General features: G+C 63.1%; 18 protein-coding genes and 1 pseudogene. 9 read left to right on the top strand and 10 right to left on the bottom strand.

All coding sequences use genetic code 11. The annotated features are described in order from the left end of the window. Positions 1-5: 5 nt before the first annotated feature. Together LB519_RS30290 and LB519_RS30285 are read left to right on the top strand one after the other, a co-directional pair. Complete coding sequence (locus LB519_RS30290; RefSeq protein WP_024503814.1) at positions 6-1,103, top strand: FecCD family ABC transporter permease; 1,098 nt, start codon at positions 6-8, stop codon at positions 1,101-1,103. 6 nt (positions 1,104-1,109) lie between these two features. Beyond that, positions 1,110-1,901: a heme ABC transporter ATP-binding protein gene (locus LB519_RS30285; RefSeq protein WP_224621865.1), complete on the top strand. Its 792-nt coding sequence runs from the start codon at positions 1,110-1,112 to the stop codon at positions 1,899-1,901. 123 nt (positions 1,902-2,024) lie between these two features. Here LB519_RS30285 and rirA read toward each other — a convergent pair whose 3' ends face one another. Then, a complete protein-coding gene (gene rirA / locus LB519_RS30280; RefSeq protein WP_013531245.1) occupies positions 2,025-2,489 on the bottom strand; it encodes an iron-responsive transcriptional regulator RirA in 465 nt (154 codons plus the stop codon). A 276-nt stretch (positions 2,490-2,765) separates the two neighbouring features. Between rirA and LB519_RS30275 the strand changes: the two genes are divergently transcribed. The 3 genes from LB519_RS30275 to LB519_RS30265 all read left to right on the top strand — a co-directional run bounded on the left by LB519_RS30275 (position 2,766) and on the right by LB519_RS30265 (position 5,289). Next, complete coding sequence (locus tag LB519_RS30275) at positions 2,766-4,061, top strand: DUF445 domain-containing protein (protein ID WP_063168163.1); 1,296 nt, start codon at positions 2,766-2,768, stop codon at positions 4,059-4,061. A gap of 111 nt (positions 4,062-4,172) precedes the next feature. Then, positions 4,173-4,601: a phasin family protein gene (locus LB519_RS30270; protein WP_024503818.1), complete on the top strand. Its 429-nt coding sequence runs from the start codon at positions 4,173-4,175 to the stop codon at positions 4,599-4,601. A 190-nt stretch (positions 4,602-4,791) separates the two neighbouring features. Further along, positions 4,792-5,289 (top strand): MaoC family dehydratase, encoded by a 498-nt coding sequence (locus LB519_RS30265; protein WP_013531248.1) that lies wholly within the window; start codon positions 4,792-4,794, stop codon positions 5,287-5,289. 37 nt (positions 5,290-5,326) lie between these two features. Here LB519_RS30265 and LB519_RS30260 read toward each other — a convergent pair whose 3' ends face one another. Beyond that, positions 5,327-6,781: an MFS transporter gene (locus LB519_RS30260; RefSeq protein ID WP_224621864.1), complete on the bottom strand. Its 1,455-nt coding sequence runs from the start codon at positions 6,779-6,781 to the stop codon at positions 5,327-5,329. A gap of 130 nt (positions 6,782-6,911) precedes the next feature. Here LB519_RS30260 and LB519_RS30255 point away from each other — a divergent pair, with 130 nt between their 5' ends. Further along, positions 6,912-7,805: a LysR family transcriptional regulator gene (locus tag LB519_RS30255; protein WP_013531250.1), complete on the top strand. Its 894-nt coding sequence runs from the start codon at positions 6,912-6,914 to the stop codon at positions 7,803-7,805. A 49-nt stretch (positions 7,806-7,854) separates the two neighbouring features. Here LB519_RS30255 and cml read toward each other — a convergent pair whose 3' ends face one another. Both cml and LB519_RS30245 read right to left on the bottom strand, forming a co-directional pair. After that, positions 7,855-9,051, bottom strand: a complete 1,197-nt coding sequence (gene cml / locus LB519_RS30250) for a CmlA/FloR family chloramphenicol efflux MFS transporter (RefSeq protein WP_224621863.1) — start codon at positions 9,049-9,051, stop codon at positions 7,855-7,857. 234 nt (positions 9,052-9,285) lie between these two features. After that, entirely contained in the window at positions 9,286-10,689 is a 1,404-nt protein-coding gene (locus LB519_RS30245) for a PLP-dependent aminotransferase family protein (RefSeq protein ID WP_224621862.1), read from the bottom strand. 104 nt (positions 10,690-10,793) lie between these two features. On the opposite strand from LB519_RS30245, the gene LB519_RS30240 reads away from it, so the two are divergent. Beyond that, positions 10,794-11,684, top strand: coding sequence for a DMT family transporter (locus tag LB519_RS30240; protein WP_063168159.1), 891 nt, complete (start codon positions 10,794-10,796; stop codon positions 11,682-11,684). 18 nt (positions 11,685-11,702) lie between these two features. On the opposite strand, the gene LB519_RS30235 is transcribed toward LB519_RS30240, so the two are convergent. The 4 genes from LB519_RS30235 to LB519_RS30220 form a co-directional block, all read right to left on the bottom strand. After that, a complete protein-coding gene (locus LB519_RS30235; protein ID WP_064993677.1) occupies positions 11,703-12,743 on the bottom strand; it encodes a zinc-dependent alcohol dehydrogenase family protein in 1,041 nt (346 codons plus the stop codon). Positions 12,744-12,835: 92 nt separating this feature from the next. After that, positions 12,836-13,315 carry a DUF4262 domain-containing protein gene (locus tag LB519_RS30230; RefSeq protein WP_064993676.1) on the bottom strand — a complete coding sequence of 160 codons (480 nt, stop codon included), beginning with the start codon at positions 13,313-13,315 and terminating at the stop codon, positions 12,836-12,838. Then, entirely contained in the window at positions 13,305-13,955 is a 651-nt protein-coding gene (gene maiA / locus LB519_RS30225; protein WP_224621861.1) for a maleylacetoacetate isomerase, read from the bottom strand. Before maiA ends, LB519_RS30230 begins: the two co-directional genes overlap by 11 nt. 4 nt (positions 13,956-13,959) lie before the next feature. Further along, positions 13,960-14,655 carry a fumarylacetoacetate hydrolase family protein gene (locus LB519_RS30220; protein ID WP_064994030.1) on the bottom strand — a complete coding sequence of 232 codons (696 nt, stop codon included), beginning with the start codon at positions 14,653-14,655 and terminating at the stop codon, positions 13,960-13,962. 175 nt (positions 14,656-14,830) lie between these two features. Between LB519_RS30220 and LB519_RS30215 the strand changes: the two genes are divergently transcribed. Then, entirely contained in the window at positions 14,831-15,514 is a 684-nt protein-coding gene (locus LB519_RS30215) for a response regulator (protein WP_024503826.1), read from the top strand. A 212-nt stretch (positions 15,515-15,726) separates the two neighbouring features. Here the strand turns inward: LB519_RS30215 and LB519_RS30210 are convergent, their stop codons facing one another. Then, the gene (locus LB519_RS30210; RefSeq protein WP_127366450.1) at positions 15,727-16,203 is read right to left on the bottom strand and encodes an Imm26 family immunity protein; all 477 of its coding nucleotides are present in this window, start codon (positions 16,201-16,203) and stop codon (positions 15,727-15,729) included. Between the two features lie 9 nt (positions 16,204-16,212). Then, on the bottom strand, positions 16,213-17,097 hold the full coding sequence (locus LB519_RS30205) for an RHS repeat-associated core domain-containing protein (protein ID WP_224621860.1): 885 nt from the start codon (positions 17,095-17,097) through the stop codon (positions 16,213-16,215). Between the two features lie 83 nt (positions 17,098-17,180). Between LB519_RS30205 and LB519_RS30200 the strand changes: the two are divergent. Continuing rightward, a pseudogene (locus LB519_RS30200) lies at positions 17,181-17,486 on the top strand (helix-turn-helix domain-containing protein); the annotation flags it as partial. Positions 17,487-17,603: the final 117 nt, after the last annotated feature.

The following is a 17,603-nucleotide window of genomic DNA, read 5'->3' as shown; positions in this document are numbered from 1 at the left end:
AGATCATGGTCGATCAATCGATCGCCGGCCCGGTGATGGCAAGCGTATCCGAAGGCGACCGGTCGGGCCGCGCCCGCATCGTCATCCTTCTGCTGTGCCTGGGGCTCGCGGCTGCCGTTTTTCTGTCGCTGACATCGGGGGCTTCGGACGCATCGGCCGCCAACGTCATCGGGGGCCGGCTGTTCGGCGCAGTGCCTGACGACGCCGCGTTGAGCGCCCGCGACAGCCTGATCGTCTATGACATCCGCCTGCCGCGCGTCATCCTCGGCATGCTGGTCGGCGCTGCGCTCGCCGTCTCCGGCGCGGTCATGCAGGGGCTGTTCCGCAATCCGCTGGCGGACCCCGGCCTGATCGGCGTCTCGGCCGGCTCCAGCCTCGGCGCGGTTGCCGTCATCGTGCTCGGCGCGACGATATTGGCTCCGGTGACAGTCTTGCTCGGCACGCTTGCCCTGCCGCTGGCGGCCTTCTGTGGCGGGCTCGCCACCACGCTGATGCTCTATCAGGTCGCGACGCGGCGGGGGCAAACCTCGGTTGCCACAATGCTGCTCGCCGGCATCGCGCTGGCGGCGCTCGCCATGGCGCTGACCGGCATCCTTATCTTCATGGCCGACGATCGCCAGTTGCGCGACCTGACCTTCTGGCAACTCGGATCGCTCGGTGGTGCGACCTGGGCGAAGATCGCGTCGGTAGGGCCGATCATCGTCCTGGCGCTGGCGGCGATGCCGTTCCTGGCACGCGGCCTCAACGCGCTGGCGCTTGGCGAGGCGACCGCCGGCCATCTCGGCATTCCGGTGCAGCGGCTGAAATACACGGCCATCGTCGGCGTCTCCGCCGCGGTCGGCGCATCCGTCGCCGTCAGCGGCGGCATCGGCTTCGTCGGCATCGTGGTGCCGCATCTGCTGCGCCTGCTGATTGGTCCGGACAATCGCTATCTGCTGCCGGCGTCGGCGCTGCTCGGCGCCTCGCTGCTGCTTCTGGCCGATGCGGTCGCACGCACCATCGTTGCGCCGGCCGAACTGCCGATAGGCATCGTCACCGCGATAGCGGGCGCGCCGTTCTTCCTTTGGATCCTGCTGCGCAAGCGCGGCGTGGTTGATTTGTGAGGCTTGATGATCGAGGCAAAGGATGTTTCGGTTGATATCGCCGGCAAGCCTATCGTCAGTGGTGTCGATTTCCACGCGCGGCCCGGCGAGATCGCCGCCATCGTCGGCCCCAATGGTTCGGGCAAGACGACCTTCCTCAAAGCGCTCTCCGGCGAACTCGCCTATACCGGCCGCGTTGCCCTCAACGGCCGAGATCTCTCGACGATGAAGCCGGCCGAGGCAGCCGTCCATCGCGCGGTGCTGCCGCAGGCGACGACGCTGTCGTTCCCGTTCACCGTGCGGGAAGTGGTCAAGCTTGGTCTTGTCGGCGGCCGTTCGGGCGCCTTGCCGGGCGAGGATGCGCGGCTGCCGGAACGGGCGCTGGCGCGTGTCGATCTCGACGGCTTTGCCGGCCGTTTCTACCAGGAGCTTTCCGGCGGGGAGCAACAGCGCGTTCAGTTGGCGCGCGTGCTATGCCAGGTCTGGGCGCCGGTGCTCGACGGCAAGCCGCGCTTTCTGTTCCTCGACGAGCCAGTGTCCAGCCTCGACATCAAGCACCAGCTGATCATCATGAACATTGCCCGCGACTTCGCCAGAAGGGGCGGTGGCGTGGTCGCCATCCTGCATGACCTCAATCTGACGGCCATGTATGCGGAGCGGATCTTCGTCATGCATCGCGGCCGGCTGGCCGCCGCCGGATCGCCGCGGGACGTGCTGAGCGATGATCTGATCGAGAAAGTGTTCGACTGCCGGCTCAAGGTCGGCGTGCTGCCGGCGGGCAATATGCCGTTCGTGCTGCCGCAGTCGGCGGTCTATTGATATTCAGGTGAGGCCGGGCCTGCGAATGGCGGTTTCCTGCGCTTCTCCCGCCAATTGTCGAAGTCGGCGCCGCCCCTCATTGCCCTGCCGGGCATTTCTCTCCGCAGAACGGGGAGAAATACGCTAGGCAGCCGGGGCGCGGCGCTCCATCAGCATGTCGATGCCGAGCAGGTTGCGTACATTCGGCCGCGCCGCTACCAGATCGGCGATCGTATAGCGGGCGAGCACTGCGAAAAACGCATTCAGGGCCTCGCGCAGCGCCGAGTTCAGCGCGCAGCTGTCGACGAGCGGGCATTCGGCGGCATCGTTCTCGAAGCATTCGGCCATGGCGAAGCTCTCTTCCGTCACGCGCACGACATCGAACAGGCTGATGGCTTCGGCCGCCCGGCCAAGCTTGACGCCGCCATTCCTGCCACGCACGGTCTGGACGAGGCCGTGCTCGACCAGCGGCTGCAGGATCTTGAACAGGAAAAGCTCCGACACAGAATAGGCGGCCGCGATCTCGGGAATACGGCTCAATCGGTCGTCATTTGCCGCGCAATACATCAAGATGCGCATGGCATAGTTGGTCTGGCGCGTAAGCCGCATATTGTCCTCACAAGGCACTGGGGCGGTGCAACCCACGCCAGATCTGGAAATTTTGCTGATGCGGCTTTGACCCGACATTCCGGATTCGCCACATTGGCCCAGGCGGAATATGGCCTATACCTTGGAATAATTCCAGACTAGCTTGGCGCGATAGATGAATTTTCTCCTCAACTTTGTGTGCGCAGCCGGGCAAGATGCCGGGCGAAACCGGCTGTCGCGGGTATTTCGGCCGTCGGAACACTAGATAGGCTGAGATCGACGAGGAGCGGCTCACCCATGTCACAATCGGCTTCGCCCTTGACGCCGGTCCGTTTCGATGCCGAAGCGGATGCGAAGCTTTCCGCGTTGCGGCGGACGAAATTCCTCGCGGCGGCCGCGCTGGCGCTTTGCGTACTGGTGTTTGCGCTCGCCAAATCGTTCGAGCACATCCATGCGTGGCTCGGCTTCGTCGCTGCCTTTGCCGAGGCGGCGACCATCGGCGGCCTCGCCGACTGGTACGCGGTGGTGGCGCTGTTTCGAAGGCCGCTGGGGCTGCCGATCCCGCACACCGCCATTATCCCCGAGAACCAGAACCGCATCGCCGACAATCTCGGCCGCTTCATCGAGGTCAACTTTCTGGCGCCCGAACCGGTGCGTGAAAAGCTTGCCGAGGTCGATTTTTCGGCGCTGGTCGCCGATTGGCTGGCCGATACGGAGCGCGCCGCCGGCCTGTCGCGCTTCATCGTGCGGCTGGTGCCGCAGACGCTTGCGGCGATAGAGCAATCCGGCCTGCGCGGCTTCGTCACCAGCCGCATGCTCGAACAGATCGAAAAGGTGCCGCTGGCGCCGCTGGCCGCCGAACTGCTCTCGGCGCTTACCGATGATCGCCGCCATCAGAAATTGTTCGACGAATTCACCAAGGTGATCGGGCGGTTCCTCAATGACGAAAAAGCGCTGGCAACGATGCGCGAAAAAATCCGCGAGGAACTGCCGTCGCTGTTCAACCTGTTCCGCGCCGACGCCTATCTCCTGAAGAAGATCGTCGCCTCGGCGGGCTCGCTGCTCGACGAAGTGAGGGCCGATCCCGACCACCCGCTGCGCGCCGAGTTCGACAGCTTCGCCCAAGGCTTCATCGATAAGCTGAGGACATCGAAACAATACGCCAAACGGGCCGAAAAGCTGAAGCGCGACTTCCTGGGCCGGCCGGAGGTCAAGGGATTGGCCGGCGACATGTGGGCAAGCCTCAGCCAGTTCATCGAGCAGGATGCCAAGGCGCCGAATTCGGTCATCCGTGCGCACCTCGCCAACATGTTCGTCGAGGTCGGCCGGCATCTTGCCGGCGATGCGCAGATCCGGGCCGACATGAACCAGGGGTTCGTGGTGGCGCTGGCGTCGTTCGTGGAGAGCCAGAAGGCCGGCGTGTCGACGTTCATCGCCGACCAGGTCAAACGCTGGGACCTCGCGCAACTGACGCGGCTGATCGAGATGAACATCGGCCGGGACCTGCAGTACATCCGCTTCAACGGCATGATCATCGGCGGCCTCGCCGGTGTCGTGCTCTATGTGGCCGAGCGGCTGTTCCTCGTGAATTGATGCGCGGCCAGACTGGCGCTCATTCCTCCGCGTCCGAATGGACTCACGGCACGCGAGTGTTATTCTCCATCCGAGGGTGCCCGCATCCGCGGCAAAGGGGAGCAAACAAGCATGGCAAAACAACCGGAATCCGATTCCTTCATGGACATGTTCGGCAGGTTCGGCCGCGACCTGAAGGTGCCGAATGTCGATGTCGAGGCGATCCTTGCCCATCATCGCAAGAACCTCGAAGCGCTGGAGAAATCGGCACGAGCCGGTGCCGCCGGCGCCACCTCGCTGTTGTCCCGGCAGCGCGAGATGCTGCAGGATACGCTGCGCGAGGTCACCGATATGGCGCAAAGCTACAGGGCGCCGGGCAATCCGCAGGAACTGATGGCCAAACAGACGGAGTTTGCCAGAAAGTCCTTCGAGGCCGCGTTGAAAAATGCCGGCGAAGTGGCTGAACTGGTCAAGAAATCCGGTGCCGAATCGGTCGACATCCTGCGCACCCGCATCAAGGAGGCGATGGAGGAAATCCGCGCCGGCTACGAGAAGAAGTAGCGGATGTGGCCGGGACCGGTTCATGGCTGCCGGCCGCCCTGAAGCCCGGAAAGCCCGAGTTGGCCTGCGACTGCGCCGGCGGCGTGGCACGATTGCGGCCGAAATCGACGGAACGGATTCGTGTAGAGCGAATTGACAGAGGCCGTCAGTTCGTGGTCCGGAGGCTCTGGAAGCGATCGGGAAACCAGGAATGAACGAAATACGGCCTAAAACGCCGCCTACCTACGAGCAGTTGAGGACGATGGCCGGGCTGGAACTCGGCGTGTCGGAGTGGACGACGGTCGACCAGAACCGCATCGACCAGTTCGCTGAATGCACCGGCGACCATCAATGGATTCATGTCGACCCTGAAAGGGCGCGGCGGCAAAGCCCGTTCCGCACGACGATCGCGCATGGCTATCTGACGCTGTCGATCATCGGCGCGCTGGCGCTCGGCATGGGCATCGTGCCCGAGAATACGCAGGCCGCCTTCAATTATGGCTTCGACAAAGTACGCTTCCTGGCGCCGGTCAGGGTCGGCGCCCGCATCAGACTGCGCATCACGCTGCTGTCCATGGAGGACAGGGGCCCGGGCCAGTATCTGATGAAGGCGGCCAACACGGTCGAGATCGAAGGCGAGGAAAAGCCTGCGTTGACGGCGGAAACGCTGGTCATGCTCTATGAACGCCGCAAGCGGGCAGGTGCCTGAGCCTGTTTGGAATTCTACTCTCTGAGCGGTGTGCGCGTCACGAAGCCCTGGATTCTGCGCGGCCTGTGGCGCGGGCCGAGAGCAGTGCGAGGAACAGCGCAGCCAGCGCCAGCACCGTCGCCGTCTGAAAGGTGACCTGCATTCCCCGGGCGGCGGCCTCGGAACTCAGAAGACCAATGCCTTCGTGCCCTTCGGCCGATGCGACGGCGAATATAGCGCCCATCAACGAGGCGCCGGTGATGAGCCCGAGATTGCGCGAAAGGTTGAGCAGACCGGAGACGACGCCGCGCTGACCCGCGTCAACGCCGGTCATGACGGCTGCATTGTTCGACGTCTGGAACAGCGCGTAGCCGATGCAGGTGACGGTGATCGCAACGACATAGCCGGCAATGCCGAATCTGGTCACGGCGAGCGACAGCAGGAACGTGCCTGTCGTGAGGCTGAGCAGGCCTGCGACCATCATCCTATGAGCGCCGAAGCGGTCGGTCAGGCGTCCGGCCACCAGCGCCGACAAGGTCGAGACGAGCGGGCCGGTCGACAGCACCGCACCCACCATTGCAGCATCCAGCCCGAGCCCGCGCGACAGGTAGAACGGAGCCACCACCAGCGTCGCCATCATCACCGTGGCGACGACGAGGCTCATGGCGAGACTGGCACTCAGCTGAAGATCGCGGAAGCTGGCAAGCCGGATCAAGGGGTTTTTCACTCTCGCCTGCGCGGCGGCGAAAAGAAAAACGCCGGTGCCGGCGGCGATCAGCAGGCCGATGTTGAGCGTGCCGAAATTGCCTCTGCCCAGCGTCATCGCCAGCGCATAGGCGGCCAACGTCAGGGCCAGCAGGGCGGTGCCCACGACATCGAACGTGCCTCGGTCGAGCCGCGCGGTTTTATTGCGTGCCGGCAGGGCACGCCAGGCAAGAGCGAAGGTGAGCACTCCCAGCGGGACATTGACGAGGAAGATTGCCCGCCAGCCGAAGCCGGTGATCAAAAGGCCGCCGAGCGAGGGGCCAAGTGTCGTGCCGATCGCGGACATGGCGCCGAGCAGGCCCATGGCGCCGCCGATTCTGTCTTTGGTCACGGTTTCGGCGACGAAGGCCAGCGTCAGCGCCATCATCAGCGCTGCGCCAAGTCCCTGCACGGCGCGTGCGGCAATCAGCAGCCAGAGTGTCGGCGCCAGGCCGCAGAGCACCGATGCGGACGTGAACAGCGCGATGCCCGCAAGCAGCAACGGTCGGCGCCCGAACATGTCGGCCAGCCGGCCGGCGCTGACGATCAGTGTGGTGATGGCGAGGAGATAGGCCAGAACAACCCATTGCACGGCCTGGAACGTCGCGCCGAAATTCTGCATCAGCGACGGCAGCCCGACGCTGGCAATGCTGGTTCCCAGCGACGACAGCAGTGTGGCGAGCGACAGGCTTGCCAACACCCAGCCGGCGGATTGCATCCGTGGTGGCGCCGATGTCAGCGCGTCCGGATTTTGCTCAGCGATTGCCACGGCGATCTCCTTCCATCAGTCCCACAACCGGAACTGCTGGAGATCTAGTTCCTTGGCCAATGTGGCGGAAGGCGCAGCATTTGCATCTTATTCGTGCGTTTGGCGCCATATCATGTCATGATCTCTGCCGATGACATCACCCGATCTCAACTTACTGTTCGCTCTCGACGTCCTGCTGACCGAAGGCAGCGTGGCGCGCGCCGCCAGCCGCCTACGCCTCAGCCCTTCGGCGATGAGCCGCACGCTGGCGCGACTGCGCCAGGCGACGGGCGATCCGCTGCTGGTTCGCGCCGGTCGAGGCCTTGTGGCGACGCCGCGTGCGGAAGAACTGCGACAGCAGGTAGGCCGTGTCGTCCAGGATGCGGAGGCGATCCTGCGCCCTGCCACCTTGCTCGATCTCCCGAACCTGGACAGGGTCTTCACGCTGCGCACCAATGAGAGCTTCGTCGAAGAGTTCGCACCTCGTCTCGTTGCCCGTATCCAGGCCGATGCGCCCGGCGTGCGGCTGCGCTTTGCACCGAAGTCCGACCGGGACGTCATGTCGCTGCGCGACGCGGCGATCGATCTGGACATAGGCGTCGCTGGCGAGACCGGCCCGGAGGTGCGCATCCAGGCGTTGCTTCGCGACCGCTTCATCGGCGCCGTGCGAACGGGCCATCCCTTGACCGAGGGCGCGGTGACGCCTGAGCGCTATGCCGCAGGCCGACACATCAGCGTTTCACGGCGTGGCCGCGAGAAAGGGCCGATCGACGAGGCTTTGAACCGGCTCGGGCTGCGGCGGACCGTCGTGTGCATGGTTTCCGGTTTCTCGGCAGCCCTTGCCATGGCCCGCACATCAGACCTGATCGCCAGCGTTCCGGAGCGGCATACCGAGGGCGCACGCGCCGGCATGCGCAGTTTTCCCCTGCCGGTTGCCACCGCGGAAGTCACTATCTCCATGCTCTGGCATCCGCGCCTCGATGCCGATCCGGCGCAACGCTGGTTGCGCGACTGTGTGCGGGAGGTGTGTGCGGCGTCGCGCTGACAACGATGAGAAGCCTGCGCCAACCGCCCAGGCTTCTCATCTGCCCAGTCTATTCGGTTTGGCGTTTCTGCAAATGCCCCAGTGCGCTTAGTGTGAGCGTCGCCATGACCGAACAGTAGGCGACCAGCGGCCACGCCGTGTCTCCGCCGAGCAGGACGACGAACAACGTGCCGAGGATGCCGACGACAAGGCTCTGGATGCAGAAGTAGAGTGCGACTGCGGTTCCCGCGACATCGCCAAACGCCTCGAGTGCACCGTTTGCGGTGACTGAGACAGTGAAGACGATACCCACGGCAACGACCCACATCGGCAAGATAAATGTCGCGAAGGACGGCTGTGCGAACAGTTGCCCCACTGCCAATAGCGCCGCGCCGAACAGCAGCATCGCCATGCCCCTGATGGCACTGCCGGCGATGCCCCAGCTTGCAATGAACCTTCTGGCGAAGCGGGTGGTGACGATCATCACCAGCGCCGCGGTGGCGAAGGCTAGACTGAAGCCGAACTGTGAAAAGCCGGCCCGATCCATGAGCACCCGTGGCGCAGTCGAAAAGAACACGAAGAAGGCGCCCATGGCGGCACTGAATGCAAGCGTGTAGGTCCAAAAGGCAAGACTGGAGAGAATGGGTCGAAGCGCCATTCGCCTGGTATCGCCATTCGAGGGGCGGGTTTCGTGCCATTTCGGCCATGCATTGAGGGTAGCTGCCGTGGCCAGGACTCCGAGCGTCAGGAAGATCGCCCGCCAGCCGAAATTGTCGGCAATCAACGCACCGGCAACCGGCCCCAACGCCGGCACGAAAGCCAACATCGAGCTGAACAGGCCGTAAATGACGGCACTTTCGGGTCTTTGCGCATAGACGTCGCGAACCGTTGCGAAGGTTGCAACGAGAATGGCGGACGCACCAATGGCCTGCACGACGCGCAGGACGACGAAGACAGCGGCCAGCGAGGTGCTGGCGAGCAGAAAGGAAGCGCCTGAAAACAAAAGCGCGCCACCGATCAGCACCGGGCGCCTGCCGATCCTGTCGGAAATCGGGCCGAAGACGACTTGGCCGAGCCCAAGACAGATCATGTAGAGGCTCAGCGTCAGCTGGATGACATCAGGCGATGTCTCGAGGATCCCCGGCATCGCCGGGACAATCGGGAGGTAGATGTCCATGGCCAGCGAGGCCAGGATGTCGAAGGGCGCCATCAGCACCATGGCTGCTGGCAGGGAAGTGGTCCATGTCGGGTTTTTTGGAAAAGGCATGATTGAACATCCGCTCAAATGGCTACATTTGGCGGCGATCTGCCGTTCTCACTGAAGATGGGAAATGACGGGCCGCCGCAACAACGAGGTGCTGTTGCGGCCTACTTGTCTGCTGACTTGCTGGTTCCCATAAACGCTATCCCGGAAAATGACGGCGCAGACATTCTCTCGAGTGCGCTCGCGTTTCCCTAGCAGCCGAAGGTTGCCCAGGCAACAGGATCAGCTTGATGCGCGTCAACGCGCCATCGCCGCCTCGAGCACCCTGAAAATCCGCTCGTCCGCGCATTGGGCAACGTTGAAGCGCAGGAAACGGCCAGCCGTTCCGGACAGGCTGAATGCGTTGCCGGGCGCCAGCACGATGTTGTCGGCCAGCGAGCGGCGGGCCACCTCAGCCGCATCGACGCCGTCCGGCAGGCTGCACCACAGGAACAGACCGGCCGGCTGGTCGATCCAGGGCGTGATGCCGATCGCCTTCAGGCGGGCGCTGGTCTCGCCCATGGCGCGCGCAAGCCGTGCGCGCAGCAAATCCATGTGCTTGCGGTAGCTGCCGTCCTTCAGCAACGTCAGCACCAGTTCGGCCGCGAGCCGGCCGCCGCCGAAGGTCGTGGCGATCTTGAGGTCGGTCAGGGGCTCGATCCAGTCGCGCGGTGCGGCGATGAAGCCGCAGCGAACCGATGCCGACAGTGTCTTGGAGAAGCTGCCGATATGGACAACGCGGTTGAGACCATCGAACGCCGCCAGCCTGGGGGCGGGCGCATGTTCGAAATCGGCGAAGATGTCGTCCTCGACAATGGTCAATTGCGATTGATCGGCGAGTTTCAGCAGCCGGTGCGCGGTGACTGGCGACAGCACCGCGCCGGTCGGATTGTGGATGGCGGAATTGGTGATGTAGAGGCGTGGCCGATGCTCGGCCAACGCCTGCGCGAACAGATCGATATCCGGCCCCGACGGCGTGTAGGGAACGCTGACGACCTTAGCCCGGTGAGCGCGCAACAGGGCGTGGAAGTTGAAGTAGCAGGGGTCGTCGACCAGCACGGTGTCGCCGGGCTCGATCAGGAACCGGCACAGGAGGTCGACGGCCTGCGTGCCTGATTCCGTCAGCATGATCTGCTCGGGCGAGGCCTCGATGCCATGCCCGGCCATGCGCCGCGCCAGCAATTGCCGCAGCGGTGGCAGGCCGAGCGGCGTGCCGTAATCGGCCAGTGCGACATCGTCGGCACGCGCCACCGTGCGCAGTGCCCGGCGCAGCCCTGCCTGTGGCATCCATGAAGCGGGCAGCCAGCCGCAGCCGGGCTTCAGCATGTCATCGCCGGCCTCCAGGGACTGTCGCGAGATCCAGAGCGGATCGACGGCGCGGTCGAGGCGGGGGCCGATTTCGGCCAGCGACAGCGGCGCCAGCGATCCGGCGGCATAGAAGCCGGAGCCCGGCCGCGAGCGGATCGCGCCTTCGGCGGCGAGCCGCTCATAGGCTTCGACCACGGTGGATTTGGACACTCGCATGGATTTGGCAAAGGTGCGGATCGACGGCAATTGCGCTCCCGGCGTCAGGCTGCGCGCCGCGATCCGTTGGCGGATCGTCGCCATGACGCCTTCGACCAGCGTACCGCCGCTCTCGCTTCCTGTAGTCTGCTTGTCCATCCGTACTGCTCTGCTGACCATGACAGTTTTGCATAATTGTACCGCATTGTCTCTGGCGATACTACCGGCTCCGCGCGATACGGAGCCGACAAACGGAGCATACGATGGACAAGACCGCGAGTGGCTGGATGAATGGATTCATCGGCGTGTTGATCTTCAGCGGCTCGCTGCCGGCGACGCGGGTGGCGGTCAGGGAATTCGATCCGACATTCCTGACCTCGGCCCGGGCGGCGATTGCCGGACTGCTTGGCCTTGCGCTCCTGCTCCTGTTTCGGCAGAAACGCCCGGAGCGCGGCGATCTGCTGTCGCTGGTGATCGTGGCACTTGGCGTGGTTGTCGGCTTTCCCTTGCTGACCGCGCTGGCGCTGAAGCACGTCACCACGGCCCATTCCATTATCTTCGTCGGCCTGCTGCCGCTGGCCACTGCGATATTCGGCGTGCTGCGCGGCGGCGATCGGCCGCGCCCGGCGTTCTGGTTGTTTTCATGCATAGGCAGTGCGCTGGTCGCGGGCTTTGCGCTGACGCAGGGCGTGACGGCCTCGCCGGTTGGCGACGGTCTGATGCTGGCTGCCATCATCGCTTGCGGCCTCGGCTATGCCGAGGGCGCCGCGCTGTCGCGCAGGCTCGGCGGCTGGCAAGTGATCTGCTGGGCGCTGGTGCTGTCGCTGCCGATCATGCTGGTGCTGACGCTGCTGACCATGCCGCCGTCGTTCGACGGCGTCGGCGTCAGTGCGTGGATGGGGCTTGCCTATGTCTCGTTGTTCAGCATGCTGATCGGCTTCGTGTTCTGGTATCGCGGCCTGGCGCAAGGCGGCATCGCCGCGGTCGGACAGTTGCAGCTGCTGCAGCCATTCTTCGGACTGGCACTGGCAGCGACGCTGCTGCACGAACAGGTCAGTTCGTTGATGGTCGTCGTCACGCTTGGCGTGGTGCTTTGCGTCGTAGGCGCCAAGCGATTCGCGAAGCAGGAATTGCCACGACGCGCGATCGCCTGACGACGGTGCCGTCCTCGCCTAAAACTTCGTCACCACCCCAATCCCAATGCCCTCGAAGCCGCCCATCGCCATCAGGGCCGCAGGCGCCTCGTCGAGGCTGATCCTCTTGCCGACCAGCAGTTCGGGCTTCAGCTTGCCGTTGCGGATCATGTCCATCATCGCCTGGTAGCGGTAGGCCTGCATGCCGTGGCTGCCGAGGATTTCGAGCTCGAAGGCGATCACCTTGTCCATCGGCACCTGCGGCCGGGCATGCTCGCCCAGCATCAGACCGACCTGCACATGGCGGCCGCGCCGGCGCAGATTGGATATCGAATTGAACGAGGTGGTGGGGTGGCCGAGCGCGTCCATCGACATATGCGCGCCGCCATTGGTGATCTGCTTGACCGCCTTGACCACGTTCGGCGTCGTAGATGCATTGATGGTGGCGACGGCGCCGATCTTTTTGGCGAAATCCAGTTTCTCGTCGGTGAGATCGATGGCGATGACATTGGCGCCCATGGCGCTGGCAATCATAATCGCCGACAGGCCGACGCCGCCGCAGCCATGCACCGCGACCCATTCGCCCGGCTTCACCCGGCCCTGGTCGACAATGGCTCGAAACGAAGTGACGAAGCGGCAGCCGAGGCTGGCGGCGGTGGCGAATTCCATCTCGTCGGGCAGGCGCACAAGATTGGTGTCGGCATGTTCGATGGCGACATATTCGGCAAACGAGCCCCAGCCGGTGAAGCCAGGCTGTGTCTGGTGCTCGCAGACCTGGTGATTGCCCGAATTACACTCGAAGCAGCGGCCGCAGCCGACGGCGAACGGCACTGTGACGCGCTCGCCGGCCTTCCAGCGCGTGACCTGCCTGCCCGCGGCGACGACGATGCCGGCAAGTTCGTGGCCCGGCACGTGCGGCAGCGTGATGCCTTCGTCATGACCCATCCAGCCATGCCAGTCGCTGCGGCACAGACCGGTCGCCTCGACCTTGATGACGACGCCATCGGCTGCCGGCTTCGGATCAGGAACGGTCTGGATCCTCGGCGCTTCGCCGAATTTCTCGAAGACGACGGCTTTCATCGATAACTCCAAATAATTTCACGGACCACGCGCATCGAAGCGCGAAGATAGCCGATTCCTTGGCGCGGCGAGTCCGAAATTGATGCCGTCGATCAGGCCTGGGACGCGGGAGCCGTGTCGAGCAGCGGCTGCCAGGCTCGGAACCAGTCGTCGGCCTCGGCGTCCCATGGCCAGAGGCCTTCAGTCGTCGGAAAAATCAGCTGCACGACACGGAAATCCGGGCCGTCGTAGAACCAGAGATCCCAGCCGAAATGCTCGGGGTAGTGCTCGATATGAACAGCGTCGAACTGGCAGTCGAAGTCTTTGACGAAGCCGGACGTTCGCTGTCCTGGTTCGAAAACCTCGCCTGAGTGGACCCGTCTGCAATACTCGTTGATGATAGACTGCGAGATTTCAGGCCTCAGACCTATCACGACCAATTCTGGAGCCCCGAAATTGTGCTCGATACCGACTGAATAGGCGAAGGGCGCCAGGTCGCCTTCCTCCAGCACGTACAGGATATGGCAGCCATAGGCCTCGATGTCGGCAAGCGCCTTTACTTCCTCTGGATCGGTGGCTTCTCTATTCGGCATCGATCTGGTTCTGGGGCGCCGCTTTCTGGAAGGCCGGCAGCGCCATGCAGGCGGCGTTGATGCGCGCGATCGTCGGGTAGGGCGTCAGATCGACGCCAAAGCGGGCATTGCTGGCAATCTGTGCGGCGAGGCAGATGTCAGCCAGACCCGGCGCGTCGCCATGGCAGAATGTTCCGGTCTCCGCCGACAAGGCCAGGATCTTTTCAAGCGGCTGAAAGCCCTCGTTCACCCAGTGGCGGAACCAGTTGACGACGTCCTCGTCGCCGGCGCCGAACAGCGTGCGCAGCGAGGTCAGCACGCGCAGATTGTTCACCGGGTGGATGTCGCAGGCGATCATCTGCGCCAGCATTCTGACCCGTGCCCGACCGGCCGCATCCCCTGGCAATAGCGGTGGTTCCGGGCTGGTCTCGTCGAGGAATTCGATGATCGCCAGCGATTGCGTCAGCAGCGTGCCGTCGCCGAGGATCAGCGCCGGCACCAGCCCTTGCGGATTGACCGCGAGATAGGCTGGTTCCAGATGCTCGCCATGGCGCAAATGATGCGGGACGTAGTCGTAGCTCAGCCCCTTCATCTCCAGCGCGATCCGCACCCGATACGAGGTGGAGGAGCGGTAGTAGTTGTGCAGGACGAGTTCGCTCATGGCCTCACTTCGGCTGGCCGATGGTCACTTCGATGGTCCCGATGCCGTCGACGCCGCCGGTCATCGTGTCGCCGGGGCCAACCGCGCCGACGCCTGCCGGCGTACCGGTGAAGATCAGGTCGCCGGGCTCGAGCTCCATCGCCTCGCTGCAGATCGACACGATATCCGGTATCGGCCAGATCAGTTCGGCGAGGTCGGCATCCTGCCTGACCTTGCCGTTGACGGCGAGCCAGATGCGGCCCTTCTGTGGGTGGCCGGATTCGTGCGCTTGCACCAACGGGCTGCAAGGGGCGGAGCGGTCGAAGGCCTTCGACCAGTCCCAGGGCCGGGCGGCCTTCTTGGCCTCGTCCTGCAGGTCGCGGCGGGTGAGGTCGATGCCGACACCATAGCCCCAGACATGGTCCAGCGCTTTGTCGCGGGGAATGCGGAAGCCGGCTTTGCCGATCGCGGCCACCAGTTCGATCTCGTGGTGCAGATTGGCCGTCAGCGGCGGGTAGGGGATAGCGGTGCCGGAATCGACCACCGCGTCGGCCGGCTTGGTGAAGAAGAAGGGCGGATCACGCTCGTCATTGCCGAATTCGCGGGCATGCGCCGCGTAGTTGCGGCCGACGCAGTAGATACGGCGCACCGCAAAACGATCGGACGAGCCGGCAACGGCCACCGATGCGGTTGCGGGCAGGGGAAGGACGAATTCTGTCATCAAGGGTCTCTGCTTGGTTGCCGGAACATTCGACCGATTTGGGGGCCTGGACAAGGCGATTTGGTCGAGAAAGTGCCGGCGGCACTTTCCGCCGGAGATGGCGATATACTATTTGGCAATAATCTGGCCATGGTGGAGAGGTTATTCTAATCGCTCACGAACTGAAATGAACCCCATGACCGCAACCCACGATCGCGCCCGGTTCCTGATCATCGACGACCATCCGCTGTTTCGTGAGGCGCTGCACAGCGCCGTGCAGATGGCCTATCCGGAAGTCGACACGGTGGAGGCGCGCTCGATCACCGAGGCGCTCGATCTTCTGGCCGATGCCAAGCCGTTCGACCTCGCGCTTCTCGACCTCTCGATGCCCGACGTGCACGGTTTTGACGGCCTGCTGCAACTCCGGACCCGCTATCCGCGCTTGCCCGTGGTGATCGTCTCTGGTTACGAGGAGCCGAAGATCATTTCCGAAGCGCTGTCCTATGGCGCTGCCGGCTTCATCCCGAAATCGGCGCGCAAGAGCGACCTCGCCGCAGCCATCCGCTCGGTGATGGAAGGCGCGATCTATGTGCCGGAGACCTATGAAGGCCGGCCGCCGGATGCCGACAGCGCCGACCGCGCCGACATGGTGCAGCGCCTGTCGACACTGACGCCGCAACAGCTGCGCGTGCTGCAGATGCTGCGCCAGGGCCTGCTCAACAAGCAGATCGCCTATGAGCTGCAGGTGGGCGAGACCACGGTGAAGGCGCATGTGTCGGAAATCCTGCGCAAGCTCAATGTCTACAGCCGCACGCAGGCAGTGATCGAGGTTTCGAAGCTGGACAATGCGGAGTTGTTTCGGGACCAGGCTGGGTTTTGAACTTTACCGTCCTCCTTGTGGGGAGGGTCGATCCGCGAAGCGGAGCGGGGTGGGGGTCTGCGCCGCACCCCACCCCGGCGCTCCGCGCCGACCCTCCCCATCAAGGGGAGGGTAACGCAGGCGCCGCGCTCAATGATGGCCGGGCGAACGTAGCAAAAGGTGCACTGTGCCGTAATTCTGTCACCGTAATTGGATAGTGGAGGCAAACAAGACTACAAAACGTTATTACCGTCCAACTGCTTAGTCATAAGCAATTCGACCGCGCCGTAACCGTGTAAGCCATCGGGTTCCAAGCCGACGATATCCAAGGGGGCGGGATCATGGCGCTCAAGCTCTGAAGGGTCAGAATCCGCGTAGGTTGAAATAAATACTTTCTTGGATAGATCGTTTTTATCCACAAATCTCGGCATGGGCCAATCTTCTTTACGCCATGCGTCCAATTCTCCTATAATTCGCCAGTCGCCGTTGATCAGCCCGAGATCCCCCACCCTCAAGCATCTAATTGCGTCTTTCCGCTGGAGCGTGGAGATGTCTTTCAAATTGGGTATCTCTGATCTTTTGGGGCCAAATAGATACACCAAAATGATTCTCCCTCTTGGCGCCGAGCGAGCCACTAAGCCAATGACGTAGCCACCTCGCCTCAGCGGAACAGCAAACAATGTTCCTTCTCTGTACGGCAATTTTGCCATCTTTTACTCCTACTGTCTGCTCAGAAAATCTTTATCCGCCCTCATGTAGTCAGAGAAATTTGGATTTCTATTACCAATCGGGCTAACTTTATTAAGCGAAGGGTTATATGTTTCGTGAGCAATTTGTTCTAAGCCGCGTTGTTCCTTGTAGGCATCTGTAAGGTTTTGTCGCTGGAATGTGAAATCTTTTAAAGCCGGATCGCGGGCATGTTCTAGGGCTCGCCTGGTCAAGTCATTCGTTCTTCCGGTTCTGACAACCACGCCATTCTCATTTTTTAACGTATAAGTCCCTCCCTTTATCGGAGCGCCCTCCGGAACCGCTCCAGTACCTAGACCCTTTATGGTGAAACCGTCGACATGCTTGTCACGTCCAACGACTGGATCAAATAAGTCGTTCTCCAGCTCTTCGTCAAAGTGATGCATCGGGTCGGCTTCGTCCGGCGCTCCGTCGCCGTCAGCTACCTTCGACCCGTCAGAACTCTTTTTCTTGTCCTTTGTGCTCGCGTTCGAGAGGTCCTTTGCAGCCTTGTCTCCTGCTGCTTGAAGATCTTTCGACTTGGTGCTGCTGTCTGCCGCCTTGGAGCCGCCTTCGGCCCCAAGAGGATCCTTGCCTTCGTTCGGATCGATGGCATGCCCATTCGGGTCACTCTTGTTGACCGGATCGTTCTGGGCATACGCATACCGGTTGGTGCCCACGCCAGGCAGCGTCGGATCCCAATCATCCGGCGAAATGAACCGCCCCAGAACCGGATCCATATACCGTGCGTTGAGATACAGCAGGCCGGTCTCGGGATCGAAGCGTTCGCCGATGTAGTTCTTCTGCGTCTGGAAGCCGGTGTTGAGGCTTTCGCCATAGGCGGCGTAGCTGGTGGCGTCGACGACGGTGCCCGACATGTCGGTGACTTGGCGCACCGAGGCGAGATGTTCGCGGTGCAGGAAGTATTTGGTGGTGCCGACGACCTTGATGTCGGGATGCGGATAGCGCGATCTATGTGCCGGAAACCTATGAAGGCCGGCCGCCGGACGCCGACAGCGCCGACCGCGCCGACATGGTGCAGCGCCTGTCGACACTGACGCCGCAACAGCTGCGCGTGCTGCAGATGCTGCGCCAGGGCCTGCTCAACAAGCAGATCGCCTATGAGCTGCAGGTGGGCGAAACCACGGTGAAGGCGCATGTCTCCGAAATCCTGCGCAAGCTCAATGTCTACAGCCGCACGCAAGCGGTGATCGAGGTTTCGAAGCTGGACAATGCGGAGTTGTTTCGCGATCAGGCTGGGTTTTGAGCTTTTACCCTCCTCCTTGTGGGGAGGGTCGATCCGCGAAGCGGAGCGGGGTGGGGGTCTGCGCCGCACCCCACCCCGGCGCTCCGCGCCGACCCTCCCCATCAAGGGGAGGGTAAC

Source organism: Mesorhizobium sp. AD1-1 (genome assembly GCF_020164655.1).
GTDB lineage: Bacteria > Pseudomonadota > Alphaproteobacteria > Rhizobiales > Rhizobiaceae > Mesorhizobium > Mesorhizobium ciceri.
The sequence above is the reverse complement of the archived record's forward strand: the minus strand, read 5'-3'. Positions and strand labels throughout refer to the sequence as shown.